The sequence below is a fragment of the Collinsella sp. i06-0019-1H4 genome (genome assembly GCF_042849575.1).
Taxonomy (GTDB): Bacteria; Actinomycetota; Coriobacteriia; order Coriobacteriales; family Coriobacteriaceae; genus Collinsella.
Window position 1 is genome coordinate 2,299,299 of sequence record NZ_BAABYB010000001.1, and the last position, 17,425, is coordinate 2,316,723.

Annotated in this window: 15 protein-coding genes; 3 read left to right on the forward strand and 12 right to left on the reverse strand. The window is 61.1% G+C overall.

The genetic code is table 11. The features are described from left to right. Window positions 1–5: 5 nt before the first annotated feature. Window positions 6–332, forward strand: a complete 327-nt coding sequence (locus ACGHEN_RS10170; protein ID WP_349125219.1) for a hypothetical protein — start codon at window positions 6–8, stop codon at window positions 330–332. Window positions 333–564: 232 nt separating this feature from the next. Here ACGHEN_RS10170 and prfA read toward each other — a convergent pair whose 3' ends face one another. The 12 genes from prfA to idi all read right to left on the reverse strand — a co-directional run bounded on the left by prfA (window position 565) and on the right by idi (window position 14,428). Continuing rightward, a complete protein-coding gene (gene prfA, locus ACGHEN_RS10175) occupies window positions 565–1,632 on the reverse strand; it encodes a peptide chain release factor 1 (protein WP_055252487.1) in 1,068 nt (355 codons plus the stop codon). Window positions 1,633–1,921: 289 nt separating this feature from the next. Then, a complete protein-coding gene (locus ACGHEN_RS10180) occupies window positions 1,922–3,337 on the reverse strand; it encodes a M20/M25/M40 family metallo-hydrolase (RefSeq protein ID WP_390399196.1) in 1,416 nt (471 codons plus the stop codon). 72 nt (window positions 3,338–3,409) lie between these two features. Further along, window positions 3,410–4,195 (reverse strand): amino acid ABC transporter ATP-binding protein, encoded by a 786-nt coding sequence (locus ACGHEN_RS10185; RefSeq protein ID WP_390399198.1) that lies wholly within the window; start codon window positions 4,193–4,195, stop codon window positions 3,410–3,412. Between the two features lie 22 nt (window positions 4,196–4,217). Further along, window positions 4,218–5,366 (reverse strand): amino acid ABC transporter permease, encoded by a 1,149-nt coding sequence (locus ACGHEN_RS10190; protein WP_390399201.1) that lies wholly within the window; start codon window positions 5,364–5,366, stop codon window positions 4,218–4,220. A 9-nt stretch (window positions 5,367–5,375) separates the two neighbouring features. Beyond that, window positions 5,376–6,302, reverse strand: a complete 927-nt coding sequence (locus ACGHEN_RS10195) for a transporter substrate-binding domain-containing protein (RefSeq protein WP_390399203.1) — start codon at window positions 6,300–6,302, stop codon at window positions 5,376–5,378. Window positions 6,303–6,565: 263 nt separating this feature from the next. Continuing rightward, window positions 6,566–7,459 carry an aldose 1-epimerase family protein gene (locus ACGHEN_RS10200; RefSeq protein ID WP_329739056.1) on the reverse strand — a complete coding sequence of 298 codons (894 nt, stop codon included), beginning with the start codon at window positions 7,457–7,459 and terminating at the stop codon, window positions 6,566–6,568. 79 nt (window positions 7,460–7,538) lie between these two features. Continuing rightward, window positions 7,539–8,405 carry a hypothetical protein gene (locus ACGHEN_RS10205; protein WP_390399206.1) on the reverse strand — a complete coding sequence of 289 codons (867 nt, stop codon included), beginning with the start codon at window positions 8,403–8,405 and terminating at the stop codon, window positions 7,539–7,541. A gap of 176 nt (window positions 8,406–8,581) precedes the next feature. Beyond that, window positions 8,582–9,448, reverse strand: coding sequence for a MerR family transcriptional regulator (locus ACGHEN_RS10210; protein WP_390399209.1), 867 nt, complete (start codon window positions 9,446–9,448; stop codon window positions 8,582–8,584). Window positions 9,449–9,539: 91 nt separating this feature from the next. Next, window positions 9,540–10,118 (reverse strand): UbiX family flavin prenyltransferase, encoded by a 579-nt coding sequence (locus ACGHEN_RS10215; protein WP_055286312.1) that lies wholly within the window; start codon window positions 10,116–10,118, stop codon window positions 9,540–9,542. Between the two features lie 33 nt (window positions 10,119–10,151). Continuing rightward, window positions 10,152–11,639, reverse strand: coding sequence for a UbiD family decarboxylase (locus ACGHEN_RS10220; protein WP_055286310.1), 1,488 nt, complete (start codon window positions 11,637–11,639; stop codon window positions 10,152–10,154). A 142-nt stretch (window positions 11,640–11,781) separates the two neighbouring features. Continuing rightward, the gene (locus ACGHEN_RS10225; protein ID WP_390399212.1) at window positions 11,782–13,239 is read right to left on the reverse strand and encodes an SLC13 family permease; all 1,458 of its coding nucleotides are present in this window, start codon (window positions 13,237–13,239) and stop codon (window positions 11,782–11,784) included. A 241-nt stretch (window positions 13,240–13,480) separates the two neighbouring features. Continuing rightward, on the reverse strand, window positions 13,481–14,428 hold the full coding sequence (gene idi, locus ACGHEN_RS10230; protein WP_329739059.1) for an isopentenyl-diphosphate Delta-isomerase: 948 nt from the start codon (window positions 14,426–14,428) through the stop codon (window positions 13,481–13,483). Window positions 14,429–14,580: 152 nt separating this feature from the next. On the opposite strand from idi, the gene ACGHEN_RS10235 reads away from it, so the two are divergent. Beyond that, window positions 14,581–15,843: an MFS transporter gene (locus tag ACGHEN_RS10235; protein ID WP_390399214.1), complete on the forward strand. Its 1,263-nt coding sequence runs from the start codon at window positions 14,581–14,583 to the stop codon at window positions 15,841–15,843. A gap of 194 nt (window positions 15,844–16,037) precedes the next feature. Beyond that, complete coding sequence (locus ACGHEN_RS10240; protein ID WP_390399216.1) at window positions 16,038–17,408, forward strand: ATP-binding protein; 1,371 nt, start codon at window positions 16,038–16,040, stop codon at window positions 17,406–17,408. Window positions 17,409–17,425: the final 17 nt, after the last annotated feature.

Here is a 17,425-nt window from a genome sequence, read left to right on the forward strand (position 1 = left end):
CGCGAATGTCGGAGCAGATTGTACGCGAGGCCAGCGCTTGGCAAGAGACGATTGAAGGCGATTATCGAGAATCAGCCCAGAATTTTGCACCGGGCTCGCTCAAAGTGTTCATTCGCCGACGTCTAGATTTGCATTCGTCAAGCTTTTGGCAAGGTTGCCCCAAAACTAACCAATATCTAACCAAACGCTTGCCACATCACTTGACGCGCAACGCGTCAAAAATCACCCCGCGACTTCTTGGACGATTTTTCAAGCAATATTTTCAATTGCAGATGCATACCGTTAATTGCTTTCAGCAGGTAGACAGCTTGAAGTCTATCAAAGACGATTGAATAACATCTCAAAGCAATAAGCCCAACCTAGTCGTTTAAGAACGTCCCCAATGACCACCTCTAAGGCGCCGCAGGTTGAGCATAAGTCAGCGAAAACGCCCCTAAGCGAGCAAGGTGACGTGAAAGAGGAGGGAAGCGTACTTCGGTACGCGACCGACGATTGAACGTCAGATTGCCGCTTAGGGGCGTTTGCAGCGTCGAGCCGTTACGCGGTTTGGTAAAACCGCGTAACCTAAACAGCCTGTGCCAGCTTCTCGGCTCGCTCGGCGGCGGCGAGCGCCTCGATCACGGTGCCGAGCTGGTCGCCCAGAAGGACGCCGTTGTAGGTGGAGTTGAAACCGATGCGGTGGTCGGTCACGCGGTCCTGGGGCTGGTTGTAGGTACGGATCTTCTCGGAACGGTTGCCGTGGCCGATCTGGCTTTGGCGCTCGGCACCAAGCTCTGCCTGCTGCTTCTCGAGCTCCATCTCGTACAGACGGGCGCGCAGCATCTGCATGCAGACCTCGCGGTTCTGGATCTGGGAGCGCTGCTCCTGCGACTGCACCACGGTGTTGGTGGGCAGGTGGGTGATACGCACGGCGGAGTAGGTGGTGTTAACGCACTGACCGCCAGGGCCCGAAGCGCAGTAAGTATCGATGCGCAGGTCGGACTGGTTGATCTGGACGTCAATCTCCTCGGCCTCGGGAAGCACGGCGACGGTTGCCGTGGAGGTCTGGATGCGGCCCTGGGACTCGGTCTTGGGAACGCGCTGGACACGGTGCACGCCGGACTCGAACTTCATGACGGAGTAGACGCGGTCACCCTCGACCTTGAACTCGATGGACTTAAAGCCGCCGGCCTCGCTGGGACTGGAATCGAGCACGGTGGTCTTCCAGCCGCGAGACTCGCAAAAGCGCTGGTACATCTTGTACAGGTCGCCGGCGAAGATGGCCGCCTCGTCGCCACCGGCGGCAGAGCGGATCTCGACGATGGTATTCTTGTCGTCGTTGGGGTCGCTCGGGATGAGCATGTACTTGATATCTTCCTCGAGCTGGGGAAGCTTAGCCTCGTTTTCGGAGATGTCCATCTGGAGCATCTCCTTCTCATCGGCGTCGGTGGTATCGTGGAGCATTTCCTTGGCAGCCTCGATGTCGTCGAGCGCGCCGATGTACTCGCGCGAGGCAGCAATGAGGTCGGACTGGTGCGCGTACTCCTTGTTGAGACGCGTGAACTCCTTGATGTCGGAGGCGACGGCCGGGTCGGACAGCTTCTTCTCGAGCTCCTCGTAGGCCTTGATGATCTTTTCGAGCTTGTCGCGCATGGCAGGACTCCTTTATATGCGTGAAGATGAAAATCGGCAGAGTTGATGGGGCGCATGGCGCCACTGCGGGGGTAAGCCCAGCTAGAACATGTCGATCTTCAGATACATGCGCATCCCTTCGCGTGTGGGGTACATAGTTGCGGTCTAACCCATACATGATAGCGTGCGCAGACAAACCTGCATATAACCCGCACGGAATGAGTGGACGTAGCCGTTGGGGACGCTCCTTAACGACTAGTCGTTTAAGAACGCCCAACGGCTAACAAAGGGACTGTCGCTTTGTCACATTCTAGAGCGTTTGAAGCAGAGCGATGAAAAAGCGGATACCCTGGAGGTAGGCGCGGCGGGTAATGCGCTCGTTAGTGCCGTGGACACCGCACTCACACTCGTCGTCATCAACCACAAAGGCCGAGAAGCGAATGCACTCAGGGCAAATGTGCTGGTAGTTGGCAGCGTCGGTCGCACCGATTACGGTCGAGGGCACAATTGCTACCGGCTCGAATGATCCGTTTTCCTCCGTCCCCTTTGGATCACGGAAATAGCGGGCGGCAATGGAGCGAACCGCCTCGAGGCCGGGACCACCGATGCGCGGGGACGGCGAGGGTTCGGAGCTACCGGGGCCCAGCTCCACTTCGACACGACCGGCAAGGTCCGCCCCGGCAACCGCCTCACGGCAGCGCGCCACAACGTCGGCCACGCTCGTGCCCTCGAGCATGCGGAAGTTGATGTTGGCCCACATATCCTGCGGCATTACGTTGGCGCCGGTGCTGCCACCCTCGATCTGCGTGGGTGCGCAGGTGGTCGTCACCAGCGGATAGAGCTTTTTGCTGGCGAGGCAATCGCAGACAATGGCATCCCCGTTGGCGGCAATTTCATCGGCCGTGTAGAGCCCCAACTCGACGAGTTGGGCGGCAAGCAAGTCGGTCACGCGCGGCGGCCACTCGATATCGCAGATTGCGGTGATGGCACGACTGAGCATCTCGAGCGATGTGCCGCCGTAGGGGTTAGACGAATGCCCGCCTTCACTCTTCGTCTTGAGCACGATATCGGCATAGCCCTTCTCCGCGAGGTCGGCATGCATAAGCCAGCCCTCGCCCGCGCCATACTCGGCATCCGAAACGATGCGGTAGTCGCCCTCGTCGATCAGGTATTCAAGTTCAATACCGCGCTCCTCGAGCACACGACCGATCGCTCCCGCGCCGTACTGCGTGGTTTCCTCGTCCTGGCCAAAGGCGAGCAGCAGGGTGCGCTCGTGCTCCCAGCCGTGCGCCAGCGCATACTCAACCGCCTCGAGAATGCCTGCGACCTGGTCTTTCATGTCGATAGCGCCACGACCCCAGATGTAGGTGTCGTCCACGTGCCCGCTAAAGGGGTCGTGCGTCCAGTCGGCCTCGGTACCCGGCACCACGGGAACCACGTCCATGTGGCCCATGAGCATAATGGGCTTGAGGTCAGGGTCGGAACCGCTAAGCGTCACCAATAGCGAATGGTCGATAAGGTCGACCTCGCCCGCCGCGAACACGCGCGGCCACGCCTGCTGCATATAGGCGCGCAGGTCGTCGAACGGCTGCCAGTCCACCGCCTCGGCATCCATACTCGAGATGGTCGGAAATGACAGCACGCGGCCCAAGCGCTCGCACGCGCCAGTTTCGTCCAAATCAGCAAAATCGTCCTCATGCGCAAAGAAGCGCCAAACCTCGGCCATGACATCCTTTCGACTGTGATGACGAGGGCCGCCCCACCGGAGCGGCCCTGCCACGTAAGCGTTTGCGGTCGGTTATTTGTCCTCGAGATAACGCGAGAGGAACTCGCGGGTGCGCTGGTGCTTGGGATTGCCGAAGAGCTCGGCCGGCGCGGCGTCCTCGAGCACCACGCCCTTGTCCATAAAGACCACGCGATCGGACACGGTGCGGGCAAAGGCCATCTCGTGCGTGACGACAACCATGGTCATGCCGTCGGCAGCGAGCTTGCGCATGACCTCGAGCACCTCTCCCACGATCTCGGGGTCGAGCGCGGAGGTCGGCTCGTCGAACAGCATGATCTGCGGATTCATGCACAGGGCACGAGCGATGGCCACGCGCTGTTTTTGACCACCGGACAGGCGGCCCACGGCGGCGTGCGCGAACTTTTCGAGTCCCACGCTCGTCAGATGCTCCATCGCGACCTTCTCGGCCTCGGCCTTGCTCATCTTTTTGAGCGTGACGGGCGCGAGCGTGCAGTTGTCGAGCACATCCATGTTGTTGAACAGGTTAAAGCCCTGGAACACCATGCCGATGTCCTCGCGGAGTTTATTGATATTGCAGCGTTCGGCCGTAAGGTCCTGGCCGTGGAACCAGATGTGGCCCGCGTCCGGGGTCTCGAGCAGGTTGAGGCAGCGCAGGAAGGTCGACTTGCCCGAGCCCGAGGCACCGATGATGGTGACGACCTCGCCTGATTTGACGGACAGGTCGATGCCTTTGAGCACCTCGAGCGAGCCGAAGCTCTTGCGCAGGCCCTCGACGCGAATGAGCGGCTCATTGGTCTGTGCGGCGGCCGCGGTGCCGGTAGTGGCGGTATCTGCCATGATGATTCTCCTCGTCTTGAGCCTAGTTGGAGCTGGGCAGCGTTGCCGGAGCCCCGGCACCGAGTTTTTTGCCAAAGGCCTCGAGCAGGCGGCTCGCCACGAGCGTCAGGATCAGGTAGACCACAAGCGCCACGCAGTAGACCTCCATCTGGCGGTAGTACACGCCGGCGACCGTGGTAGTAGCGTACATAAGGTCGAACACGCCGATGACCGAAAGCACCGACGAATCCTTGATGTTGATGATGAGCTCGTTGGTGAGCGCCGGAATCGCATTTTTAATGCCCTGGGGGAACACGACTTTGCGCATGGCCTGCCACTGCGAAAGACCCAGCGAGCGCGCTGCCTCGGCCTGGCCGGTATCGATGGACTCGATGCCGCCGCGCAGGACCTCCATCATGTAGGCGGTGGAGTTGAGCGAGATGGTGACGAGGCCGGCGGTGAAGGTGCTCCAAATCTGGTTGGCCTGGGCGGTCTCAAAGCCCATGCCACGCAAAACGGTGAAGCCCGCGTAATAGATGAGCAGGCCCTGGACCATCATGGGCGTGCCGCGCACGATGGTGGAGTAGATGGTCGCAAAGCCGCGGCCGATACTCTTAAAGAAGCGCACCAGGTCGTTGTCCACGCGATCGAAGGTCTGAATACGCAGGAACACAAAGAGCAGCGCCAGGAAGAATGCAATGACGGTGCCGAAGGTCGCGAGCGCAATGGTGATCTCGATACCGCGGATGAAGAAGTCGCCACTCTTGTAGGTCATGTAGACCAGGCTCGACAAAAAGTCGCTAGGGTTGGAATCCGAGACAATGCTCACCTGCACCAGGTCGATAAACGACATGACGCAACGGTCCACGAAAAAGATCGCCGCGATGGCGACCACGACATAGCTGCCCAGGCGCGCGCCGTGGCGGAAACGCTCGGATGCGAACGGCGACTTTTCGCGATAGTCGCTCCAGTGCATAAGCTTGGTGACGAGCGCCGCCGCCGACACGACAATCCAGGCCCAAAGAATCGCCCATAGGCAATCCTGGAAGATACCGGTGGGGGCTAAGAAGCTCAGCGGTGTGGGATTGCGCTGGCTAAACGCCAGGCCGAGCGCCGCAATGACGCTCGTGCCCAGATATACATAACGGTGGTCGGCCTTGATAAAGGAGGCCAGACGATTGATGGTTTTCATGCTGCCTCCCTATGCCGGCTGACGGTCGAGGCACGCGTCCCACATTTGGTCGCGTTCCTCTTGGCTAATGCCCTTGAGTGTCTTGTCGATGAGTTTAAGCAGTTTGTCCGAGCCCTTGCGACAGCCGACGTTTGCCGCGACCTCCTGCTTAAAGCCCTCGCCCTCGGCAAAATGAATAGGGACGATGCCCGGGTTTTGAGCCATATAGCCCTTCTCGTTCTCGGTGTTGTAGGTCACGGCGTCGCACGTGCCCTGCAGCAGATTCGAGAACACCGTGGGGACCGAATCGACCGGGTTTTTGTGCACAACGCCCGGGATCTCGTCGATGACGGTATCGAGCATGGTGTCCTTTTGGCCGAGCACCGTGGCGCCGCTAAAGTCGCTGAGCTTGGTGGCGTTTTGGTAGGGCGAGCCCTCTTTTACGAACAGGCCAAAGTAGCCGATAAAGTACGGATCGGAGAAGCCGACCGACTCCTCACGCTCGGGCGTGGCGCTCATACCGGCGATGATGAGGTCGATCTGGCCGTTGTTGAGCGAATCGATGAGACCCGAGAAGCTCTGTTTGACGGCAACGGGCTCGCCGCCGAGGGCCTTGCAGACGATCTTGGCGATCTGCACGTCGTAGCCATCGGCGTAGGCGCCCTGCACGTTATCGATGGGGATGGTGAACTCGCTGGCCTCGGAAACCTGCCAGTTGTACGGGGCGTAGGCCGCCTCCATACCAATGCGGATCTTGTCCTTGCCAATCACGGAATCGGACAGGTCGTCGCGACCGCCGCCCGTCGTGGGCTGAACCACCTTGAGCGTGGACGGGCGCTGACAGCCGGCGAGCGCGCCGGCGACGACGGAAGCGCTCGCAGCGAGAGCGCTACCCAAAAAGATGCGACGACTGCACACCGGCTGGGCCTGCATGCCGCGCTGTTGGGGAGAATGCATAATCTGCCTTCCCTGTTGAATCGTATGCTGACGACTTAACAGGATATACGCCAGCGACCAGCAGTGCAGCACAAGCTCGAAAAATTAATAGACACATGGTAGTCATTGGGGACGTCGATGTTTTGGCAATGCCGGCGAGCGACGTCCAGAGCGAACAAGTGGCATGAAAAAGACAAGGCATGACCAGAAGGTCTATGCCTTGCCTTTTGAATGACAAATTATCGCTCTGGACGGCACGCAGCATCGACCGAGCGGCGGAACCTCTAGAGCAAGGTGACGCTAAAGCTGCGTTTATCGGTAGCGCCGGGGGCCAAGGTGATGGTGTTGACCTTGTGCTCAAAGACGTCGTCCTCGGTGGACATGGTGGTGTGACCGGTCCAAGGCTCGAGCGCCACAAACGGAGCGTCGTTGGCGGCGGACCACACGCCGATGTACTTAAAGCCTTCAAAGTCGATCTTGACGCCGTGGCCCGACTTGCGGCCGCGCAGCGTGAGCGTGGAGCCCGGGGTATCGGTGAACATGATGGCGTCGTTATCGAAGCTGCGGTGCGTGATGGGCAGCACGTCCGAGTTATCGGGGGCCTTGTAGCTACCCTCGAACGTCATAAGGCCATCGGGCGTGATGACGGGGGCCTCGTTAGTCCAAGCCTCGGTAAACGCCAGCTCGTAATCCTCGAACGCCTCGTCCTCGGCGCCGGGGGCGGGCACGTTAAATGCGGGGTGGCCGCCCACCGAGAACGGCAGGTCCACGTCGCCGGTGTTGGTGACGGCAAAGGTCTGCGTAAGGGTGGCGTCGCCGGTCAGGGCATAGGTCATGTTGAGCTTAAAGTGGAATGGGAACGCCTTGAGCGACTCGGGCGTGTCGGTGAGCTCGTAGGTAACGGACGAACTGTCCTCCGACACCTCGACGATCTTGTGCTCCACGATACGCGCGATGCCGTGGCGCGCCATCTCGCAGGTGCCGGCGGCAGACGTCGCCGTGTTGTTGCGCAGCGATCCCACGATGGGGAACAGGATGGGCGCGTGCTTGCCCCAAAAGGCCGGGTCGCCCTGCCACAGATACTCATTGCCGTTGAGGGCAAGGCTCGTGAGCTGGGCGCCCATGGAATCGATGGCCGCGGTGAGGCCGCCGCGCTTGATGGTAGTGACGGTGGACATGCTACTTCCTCCAAAAGTAAACAACAGTGTCGAGGGTTATTGTCCCACTCTTGGCAGCAGGGCTGAGCGGCAGGCGCAGTTATTGAGCAATAGCGTAAAGGTCAAACCCGCCCTGCGGCGTGCTATCGACCGTGTCGGGCGCCTGTGAATTAAAACTCACCGGGACCATGCGCTTTGAGGCGCGGTAACGCGTGCCGTCGGTGGCGACGGGTGGCTCATCGACCGTGAGCTCGTAGTCGCCGGGCTTGAGCTCGATACCGTCACCTTCGGAATTGACGTATTGGTACTCGTCGATTGCTTGTCCCCTGAGCGTGCGGCCCACGATATGGACGAGCATTTGGCTGTCGCCGCGCGCGGTATCCCACGTCGCGCCGTCCTTAACCTCGACCGACACATGCACCGAGCGCGTGCGGCTGAGCGATTGCTCGACGGACATCTCGACCTTGGCGGCGTCTTGGCGCTGCTGCTCGACATGACCCCAGATGCTGCCGATTGCCGAGCAGGCGATTACGCCGGCCATGAAGGCGATGAGGATGGGGCCGAGCGGAGAACGGCGGCCCGCGTCTTCCTCACGAGCCAGGTCGGGGCGATGCGTGGGCGCTGGCGCCTGGGCGCCTTGCGCGGGCACGTCGAGAATGCTGAAAGATGCCGTACTGCCGGGGTCGATGGTGTGGCGCGGTTGCGGGGTCTTTGCCGGCGAAATGGACATGTCGGCTGGCTCACCCAGCGTGGCCGTGGCATCGGCCTTTGCCTCGTCGGCCTCGGCCTGGGCCCAGGCCTGTTCAAAGGTCAGGGGCTCGACGGGGTCGGAGGCGGCGTCCATCTCGACGGCATCGTTACCGGTCTCGTCTTCGTCGCTCGACACGTCACGCGGCGCGGGCTCGTCCCACTCCTCGTCCGGAGCCTCGCCCTCGCTATACCACCATTCAAAGTTATCGATATCCATACGGGGCGCCCCTTAGGCCTCGCAAATAAACACTTGCTAGCCTTATACCCCCAGACAGCGCTGGAGCTCGCATGGAATGCGATAAAGGAACTGCTCCTTTGTCGCATCGAAGTTGCGGTGGAATAGTTCCTGTTTGCACGCCCACTCGAGCTATTTAGGGACTATTTCACCGCAAGTTATTTGAGGGCGACGGGGATTTGGATACAGCAGAAGTCCTCTTGGTGAGACTCGTCGTAGCTCGTGGTGTCCAGGTAGCAAAAATCGAAAGCATTGCCGATGGGCTGGAGCGCGTGCCTGTCCATGCAGGCCACGATGGCGCGGATACCCTCGGGCTCGTACGGCATGCCCCAGCGACTCATGCACAGGTACGTGCCCTCGGGCAGCACCTCGACGCCAATCTCCGCCAGCTCGGCAAGATCGCTCGGCAGTATTTCCTCGGCACCACGCGGCAACACGGCAAAGGAACCGGCACCGGCGATGGGGTCGTCGGAATGCAGCGCCTCGCGACGCAGCATGGCGCCCCAACCGCGCATGGGGCGTGTGCCCGTGAGCGCACGCATGCGCAGAATCGCCCGCATGAGCGTGGGGTGCAGCATCGAGCGGCCACGCTCGATATCGCTCGGGAACTCCTCAAAGACCACGTAGCGGCGCTCGAATTGCTTGAGCTCCGGTTTGCCCTCGCGCTCGCGCCAATAGACCGCCTCGTCGTAAAAACTCAGCCGCTCCTGCACGCTCGCGCGCTCGGCTTTGAGCCCGGCAATCTGCTCGTCGAGCGCCTGCACCCGCGAGCGCAGGTGATCGGTCATCTCTCCAATGTCGAACGTCGAGGTCAGGCGATCGATCTCATCGAGTTCCAGTCCCAAGTCGCGCAGCATGCAGATCAGACGCATGAGCGGGATCTGCGTGGGCGAATAGAAACGGTAGCCTTTTTCGTTAACCACGGCGGGTTTAAACAGACCGATCTTGTCGTAGTAGATGAGCGTTTGGCGCGAAACGTTAAACAAGCTCGCCATCTCGCTAATCGCATACATACCCGTCTGCATAGGTCCTCCCGACACACCCTTTGACACGAAAAGCCCGCCGCCCACAGGGGCAGCGGGCTCAAACACTACTCGTATCCTACCCTAAAGATGCCTATGACCAGCGCTTATAGTTGGCGCACGACACGCCGACGGCCTCGAGTGCCTTGGCGGCGATGTGATGCACCGCCTCATCGAGCGTGGCGGGGCCGTTGTAAAACGTGAGCATGGGCGGCATGAGCATGACGCCCGGCACGCGCGCCAGGCGTGCCATGTTGTCGACATGGATCGCACTGAAGGGCGTCTCGCGCACCATAAGCACCAGGCGGCGCTGCTCTTTCATCTGCACATCGGCCGCACGCAGCAACAGGTTTTCGCTGTAGCCGCTCGCGATGCCGGCGAGCGTCTTCATGGAGCAGGGAGCCACGATCATGCCGTCGACCGGATAGGTGCCGCTTGCGATGGCAGCGCCAATGTTCTTGTTGTCGTAGACCACATCGGCATAGCACGCAAACTCGTCGAGCGTCATGCCGAGCTCCTGCTCGATGGTGATCTCTCCCCCGCGCGTGACGACAAGCGCCGACTCAGCGCCGGCCTGGCGCAGGCATTTGAGGCATTCAAGGCCCAGTGCCGCACCGCTGGCGCCAGACACGCCAACGACAATGCGACGGGGACGAACAGAAGACTCAGGCATGACAACTCCTTAACTACTTGGTAGGGCTACTTACTAGAAGGCGAGCTCGGCGGCCCACTTCTCTTCATCGATCTCCATGAACTGCGAGCGGATGAAGTTCTTCTTGAGGTTAAACGGAACCGTGCAGTCGAAGATGGCCTTGCAGGCGATACCGTGCTCGCGGATCGAAGGATCGAACGCGGGGTCGTTGGACGGATCGAGCACGTGGCAGTGGCAACCGGGGATGGTGATGAGGTCCACGTCGGCCTGGAAGCGCGTGGTCATGGCCCACATCACGTCGCTCATATCGAAGATGTCGACATCCTCGTCGACAAGGATGACGTGCTTGAGCTCGGAGAACGCCGAGAAGGCGAGCATGGCGGCGTTGCGCTGACGGCCCTCGTCATTTTTGCTCGACTTCTTGAACTGCATGATGGCAACGAACTTGCCGCCACCGCAGGGAGCGGCGTGAACGTTGAGCAGGCGGCCCGGGATAGCGGTCTCGACCATCTTGTAGATGGAGGCCTCGGTGGGGATACCAGCCATGGACACGTGCTCGTGCGAAGGGCCGATGCAGCTCTCCATAATGGGGTTGACGCGCGTGGTGACGGCGGTGATCTTGATCACCGGGCAGACCTTGGCGCCACCGGTGTAGCCGGGGAACTCGGGCATGGCGTAGCCGTGGCCGTTGACATCCTCGTTGATGGTCTCGTCGTGCATGAGGTAGCCCTCGAGCACGTACTCGGCATTGGCAATGCACTTCTGCGGAACGGTGACGCAGTCGGCAAGCTCGACGGCGCGGCCGCGCAGGGCGCCGGCGATCTGCAGCTCGTTGAAGCCGAGCGGCGTGGTGGGAGCCTCGAAGCCGCAGCACATGTACACGGCGGGGTCCAGGCCGATGGAGATGGAGATGGGCATATCCTCGCCGCGCTGGCAGTACTCGTCAAAGAACGCACCCAGGTGACGGCTGCCCGGGGTGATCCACATGGCGAGCTTGTCCTTGTCGACGCAGGAGAAGCGGTGGATGGTTACGTCGGACTGGGTGCCATCGGGGCTCGTGCCATAGGCGAGGCCCATGGTGATGTAGGGGCCGCCGTCAACGGGCGTGTTGGTGGGAGCGGGAACGATCTTGCGCAGGTCAAAGCCCTCGTCGGTCGCCTTGTACACGACCTCCTGGCAGTCGACGTGCTTGCCCTCGGCGATCTGCTCGGGGGCGATCAGGTTCTCGAAGCGCTTGCCGATCTCGAGGCCCAGGTGCTCCTCGTCCAGGTCGAGCAGGGCGGCAACGCGCTTGCGGCTGGCAAGCATACCGATGCAGACCTTGGCGTCGTCAAAGCCCTTGACGTTGTTGAAGACCATCGCCGGACCCTCTTTGGTCGGGCGCATGACGGTGCCGCCAGCACCGACGTGACGGTAGACGCCCGAGACCTCGGCATCGGGATCGACCTGGGTGTCGGTCTCGAGCAGCTGGCCCGGCATCTCACGCAAAAAGTCGAGCGCGGAACGCAGATCGTGGATCTGGGAAGCATCGGTAGTGGACATGGCGTACTCCTTTCGGGAGAGTGTCCGGCGACGGGGTGCCGCCGGACGGGGTAACGTAATGGGGCCGCGGCGCTCACAAATGGAGCGCTCGACCACTCGAAGTTCAAGCGCTTGGCTGCTTACAGCCGGGGCGCTCGACCGCTTACATCAGGCCAAAGAGGTGGAACCAGGCGGCCTCGACCAGCACGACGACAAAGACGACCGCGGTGAGGGGGATGCCCATGCGCATAGCCTCTTTGGAGGTGTAGCCGCCGGCGTCCTTGCCTTCGCCGATAAGGATCGGCAGGTTATGGAACGGCAGGATGTAGTGGATGTTGATGGACGTGAAGACGATGAGCGCCACGGCGAGCGGGCTCACGCTGGAGCCGGCGGCAAAGCTGATAAATGCCGGCACGCACACGCCGAGCACGGCCATGACCGAGCCCATGAACATGTGGATGATCATGGAAAGCGCAGCGACGAGCAGGGCGAACAGGAAGATGTTCTCGGGCACGGAGCTGGGGAGCACGACGTCGGCGATCCAGGCGTTCATGCCGGTGGCACCGCCCACGGAGCCCACGGCCATGGCGGCCGTCAGGAACATGAGGGACTTGATGTCGACAGCGTTCCAGCTGGCGGGAGTGAGGACTTCGCCGATGATGGGCATGGCGAGAGCAACGCCAATGGCCAGGGTGACCCAGCCGATATAGTCGCCCGAGACGGTGAGCCACAGCGCGATGGCGATGACAAGCCACACGATGGTGCGGATCTCCTTGACGGAGAGCTTGCCGAGCGCGGCCTGCTTGGCCACGATCTGCTCGCGATCGTAGACGAGCTCCTTGCTGGGCTTAAAGAGGAAAAGGCCCAGGAACAGGGTGCACAGCAGCGCAACCAGCATAGGCACGCTCATGTACAGGAACCAGTCGACGAAGGACGGGCTCATGCCGCCGGCCTCGGCACTGTACTGCGCAACGAGCGGGTTAAGCGTGGAGTCGCCCGTCAGGAAGAACATGGAACCCGGGGCGGCAGCGGCAAACACGAGGAAGCCGAGCTTGCCCTTGTCGTCGTCACCGTAGCCGGCGGACTCGGCAATGACCGAGACGACGGCGAGGATGAGGAAGGCGCGGGGGAACGGATGCGGGATCAGCAGCGACAGCACAAAGGTGAGCGCGAAGATCGAGATGATGAGCGACTTGGCGTCGCGCACGAACTTGAGCATGAACGCGTAGGCGATGCGCTCGCCCAGGCCCGACTCCTTGACCGCGCTGGCGATGAGGTAGGCGCCGATGACGAGCCACATGGTGGCCTTGGTCCACGAGCTAAACGTGGAGGCGACCGTCGCCGAGACGCTCGCGGCGCCCGTGTCGTCCACGCACACCTTGAACAGGACGAGCAGTGCGCAGTAGAGCAGGCCCACAAAGCCCGGCTGTGCCACGCCGCATGCCCAGAACACCACCGTGGCGAGCGTCAGTGCCAGACAGGTCTGACCGCCGACCGTGAGCTCGACCGTCGAGCTCAGCTCCGCCAAAGGAAGAAACTTCACCAGCAAAAAGACAACGATACCCAGCACAAAGCCAATTTCGCGCTTGGTGATCTTAAACGCCTTCTTTTCCGCTTCCATCTCCCCACCTTTCTTGTTGGGGGCGCTCCGAATTCGCAGCCATGTTGCCGCTTAAAAAGGGGCGCCCGTTATCGGACACCCCTTACGTTGCGCTGTGTTGCGGCAATACAGTCAAGCGGATTTTTTGGATGAGAAGCGATTCCCTAGACAAAAACCGTCACAACATTCGACGCTTTTCCTCGTTTTCGAGATTTTCGCCGAATGTTGTGACGGTTTGGATGTGGCAAAGGGACTGTCTTTTTTACATAGCGAGGGCCGTGCGGATGAATGGGTCGCCGAGGGCCTCGCGGAGCCAGGGGGCCAGCTGCTCGGGGTGACCCTGCAGGTAGCCTTTGAGCTCGGACGGAGCCACGCGACGCACTTCCGAGATCTCCTCTTGGTTGATATGCAGCTCGCCCGGCTCAACATGGGCAAGGTAGACCTCGCACCATTCGCACTCGCAGCGACCGTCGCCGTGGTCCTCGCGGTACACCACGTGTCCGAGGTGCTTGAGCTGATCGGGCTCGCGCGTAATGCCGAGCTCTTCGTTGATGCGGCGCGCCGTGGCGGCCGCGACGTCTTCCCCGGGGAGCGGATGGCCGGCGCAGCTATCGGCCAGCACCCCGCCCCACAGGCGCTTGAGCGGACTGCGGCGACAGAGCAGCAGGCGCGCGTCTTCGCCCCGGCCCTCGACCAAAAGCGTCAGAAATGCCTGATGCAGGATGCCCTCACCAGCATGGGCCTCGATGCGGTCGACGGAGCCAAGCGCCTCGCCGGTCGCAGCATCGACCGCCACGACCTCGGCGCCCGCACCGCCCTCATCCCAGCCGGCGCGCAGAATGCGGGCTGCGGCTTCCTCGAGCGCGGCGATGAGCTCCTTGGTGGTGTCGAGCACGCGCTGCAGGTCGTCACCGCTCGCTTGTTCAACATGAAAACCCGTGCTTGCAACTACCGGCACGCCAAAGCGCGTGGCCAGCGCCGCCGCGATATCGTGCGCCGGGATCTCGTCTCGATGGCACGGAACGGCCAGGATGCTCACCGTTGCCGTACGGCCGGGCTCGGGGCGCGGAATGGCCTGCGCCGTGGCGCCCAGGTGCGCAAACTCCGGCGAGCAGGCGTACACCGCCATGCCTCGCGGCGTCACCGTCAGCTGGGCCTCGAGCGCAAACTTGCCCTCGCCCACTGCAACCTTTGTCGTGTGCATACCCATGGGATCTCCTGCCGCCCGCGATGTACCTGAGACCATCTTCGCCTGTATTGCGACTATACAGGCAAGCCCTCCATGTGACAAAGGAGCTGCCCCTTTGTCACATTCTGCTAGAGTTGCAGGGATTGAATCCCGCCTATTCATGCGACATTGGAGTGACAACCTTGACCGCCGCAACCACGCCTAAAAGTAAGCCAACCGCCGCCGCGCTCTCCCCCGCGCGCACCAAGCTCTGCCTGGCGCTGCTCGTGCTGTTGGGATTCTCGCTCGGCTGCTCCGAGTTCGTGGTCATCGGTATCGAGAGCGACTTGGCAACGGAACTCGGCGTATCACTTGCCACTGCGGGCCAGCTCATCAGCGTGTTCGCGCTCGTCTACGCTATCGCTACGCCGGTGCTTGCGCTTGGCACGGGGCGGTTCCGCCGCTACCAGCTGCTCGTGTGCTATAGCGTCGTCTTTGTGCTCGGCAACCTGGTCATGGCGTTGGCTCCCAACTTCCAGGTGCTGTTTATCTCACGCATTGTCCTGGGCTCTGTCTCGGGTGCGCTGCTCGCCGTGGGCGTGACGTACATCCCTGAGCTGCTATCCCCGCAGCAAACCTCACTTGCCATCTCGGTCGTGTACGGCGCGTTTTCCGTGGCGATGGTCTTTGTGACCTCGATTGGCAAGTTTGTGGCCGACACGCTCGATTGGCACGTGGCCATGTACGGCACGCTGACCTTTGCCGTTCTGATCTGCGGAGCGCTCGTGGCGTTTATGCCGCGCGCTGGGCAAACCGACGAGCCTGCCACCTTCCGCGAGCAGGCGGGGCTGCTACGCGAGCCGAGCATCATCACCGGCATGCTCATCTTCTTGTTTGGCGTGGGCTCGGTCTACGTATTCTACGGCTACGTGACGCCTTATCTGGAGCAGGTGCTGGGCATGGATACCGTTCAGGCGAGCACCACACTTATGGCCTATGGCGTGTTCTGCCTGATCTCGAACATCCTGGGCGGATGGATCGATGCGCGTTTTGGCATGAAGGCGCTGCTGGTTACGTTTGTGCTGCAGGCGGCGGCACTGCTCGGGCTGTTTGCCGTGGGCGCCGCCATGCCGCTCGCGCTGGTCTTTGTCTTTAGCCTGGCGATGCTCATGTACCTGTTCTCGGTCTCATGCATCACGCACTTTATGGACGTGGCACGCAGCCGCCATCCCAAGTCGATGGTACTCGCAAGTTCGGTTGAGCCCATGGCGTTTAACGTCGGCATCTCGTTTGGCACCGCAGTGGGCGGCGCCGTGGTAAGCAGCGTTGGCATTGCGTACGTGGGCGCAGTGGGCGCCGCGTTCTCGCTTGTGGCCTGGGCCCTCACGCTGGTGACGATTAAGCTGGCTCGCTGGGAGCGCCGTCGTCAATCAGCACGGCCCTCAATACGGGCATAGGGGCAAACATAGCCCAAGGTGGCGAGTAACCGGTGAAAACCGCCCAATATGAGTATGTTTATCCGCCTGGAAGCTTCAGCAGTGCAATTTCGTGTATTTGAGATACACGCTTTTCTATTATTTCGTGTATTTCAAGTACATGAAATCGTACTAAACTATGTATCTGAAGTACACGAAATTGGAAAGGCGGCCCCATGCGCAGATCAATCGAGTCCGTTATCGAATCATGGGCGACAAAGGACGCCTCACGCCCCCTCCTCATCCGTGGTGCGCGACGCGTAGGCAAAACGTACGCTGCCGAGGAAATCGGCAGGCGAATCGCCGGCGATGCGTTTGTCAAACTCGACTTTCAGACCGATCTTGAGCTGATCGCTCCGCTGTTCGATTGTCCCACCGACGACGTTGACACCATCGTGGCGCGGATTTCAGACTATAAACGCGCCCCCATTCGCAAAGAAACCACCTTCATCCTGTTTGACGAGGTGCAGCTCTGCGAACGGGCGCTCAACTCGCTTCGCTTTTTTTCGGGTTCGGGCTGGCGCATATGCGCGACCGGCAGTCAGCTCGGCGTCGCCACGCGCAAACGTAAGCTGCCTTTTCCCAGCGGCGTTCGTCAAGAGACCATGCATCCTATGTCGTTCGAGGAGTTTCTCTGGGCGCTCGATGAGGAGCAGATGGCCGATGCCATTCGTACCCACGCCGGCACGCTCGAGACCTACGCCGCGCACCAAGCCGCGCTCAGCCTGTTTCATCGATACCAGATCGTGGGCGGCATGCCCGCCGCCGTCAACGCATATCGCAAGACGTTATCCATCGAGGATGCGCGCGTCGAGCAGCGCGAAATCAACGAGACCTATACCGCCGATATGACCGACCCCGAAAACGGGATCAGCGGCGTGGCGGCACGCAAGGTCTGGCGCTCCATTCCGTCCCAGCTGCTGAGATCGTCCACAAAAAAATTCAAGTACTCCGAGGTCGAACGCGGAGGCCGTCGCGCCAAGCTTATCGAGCCGCTCGACTGGCTCGAAGGCGCCGGTATCATATCGGTCAACAACCTGACCGAAGGCATCGAGCCTCCCCTCGTCCCCTTCGACGACGAAGATGGAAGTTTCTTTAAGGTCTATCTTCTCGATACCGGCCTCATGTTCTACAAACTCGGCATCAACCCGAGGCTCTGGCTCGACCTCAAAGAAGATTCCGCCATAGCGCTATCTTCCGACTTCCGAGGCGCCCTGGCGGAAAACTCGGTCATGCAAGCATTTTCGGGTAACAGCTTGCAGACGTATTACTGGGTGCCGCCGTCGTCTTGGAAGACGACCGGCGAGCTCGATTTTCTACTTCAGACCGACCGTATGGAAATCGTGCCCGTCGAGGTAAAGTCCGCACGCAACGTGCGCGCGAGAACCCTCGGGTCGTTCATGGACAAAGCCCGATCGCCATATGCCTACATTTTGTCCGAGAACAATTTTTTCCGCAGCGAAACCGATGACGGGCGCGAGCTACGCCACCTCCCCTTGTACGCAGCGGGCTTTATTGGAGCAGACTGCCTCAAGAGCAGTCTGTAAGCCCTGCGCGACCGCCT

What these genes read in the sequence shown, in the direction of transcription:
- ACGHEN_RS10180 (WP_390399196.1), bottom strand. Translation starts at nt 3,337, where the DNA reads ATGGCCGAGGTTTGGCGCTTCTTTGCGCATGAGGACGATTTTGCTGAT.
- ACGHEN_RS10215 (WP_055286312.1), bottom strand. Translation starts at nt 10,118, where the DNA reads ATGCCTGAGTCTTCTGTTCGTCCCCGTCGCATTGTCGTTGGCGTGTCT.
- ACGHEN_RS10200 (WP_329739056.1), bottom strand. Translation starts at nt 7,459, where the DNA reads ATGTCCACCGTCACTACCATCAAGCGCGGCGGCCTCACCGCGGCCATC.
- ACGHEN_RS10195 (WP_390399203.1), bottom strand. Translation starts at nt 6,302, where the DNA reads ATGCATTCTCCCCAACAGCGCGGCATGCAGGCCCAGCCGGTGTGCAGT.
- ACGHEN_RS10225 (WP_390399212.1), bottom strand. Translation starts at nt 13,239, where the DNA reads ATGGAAGCGGAAAAGAAGGCGTTTAAGATCACCAAGCGCGAAATTGGC.
- prfA (WP_055252487.1), bottom strand. Translation starts at nt 1,632, where the DNA reads ATGCGCGACAAGCTCGAAAAGATCATCAAGGCCTACGAGGAGCTCGAG.
- ACGHEN_RS10220 (WP_055286310.1), bottom strand. Translation starts at nt 11,639, where the DNA reads ATGTCCACTACCGATGCTTCCCAGATCCACGATCTGCGTTCCGCGCTC.
- idi (WP_329739059.1), bottom strand. Translation starts at nt 14,428, where the DNA reads ATGGGTATGCACACGACAAAGGTTGCAGTGGGCGAGGGCAAGTTTGCG.
- ACGHEN_RS10205 (WP_390399206.1), bottom strand. Translation starts at nt 8,405, where the DNA reads ATGGATATCGATAACTTTGAATGGTGGTATAGCGAGGGCGAGGCTCCG.
- ACGHEN_RS10210 (WP_390399209.1), bottom strand. Translation starts at nt 9,448, where the DNA reads ATGCAGACGGGTATGTATGCGATTAGCGAGATGGCGAGCTTGTTTAAC.
- ACGHEN_RS10170 (WP_349125219.1), top strand. Translation starts at nt 6, where the DNA reads ATGTCGGAGCAGATTGTACGCGAGGCCAGCGCTTGGCAAGAGACGATT.
- ACGHEN_RS10185 (WP_390399198.1), bottom strand. Translation starts at nt 4,195, where the DNA reads ATGGCAGATACCGCCACTACCGGCACCGCGGCCGCCGCACAGACCAAT.
- ACGHEN_RS10240 (WP_390399216.1), top strand. Translation starts at nt 16,038, where the DNA reads ATGCGCAGATCAATCGAGTCCGTTATCGAATCATGGGCGACAAAGGAC.
- ACGHEN_RS10190 (WP_390399201.1), bottom strand. Translation starts at nt 5,366, where the DNA reads ATGAAAACCATCAATCGTCTGGCCTCCTTTATCAAGGCCGACCACCGT.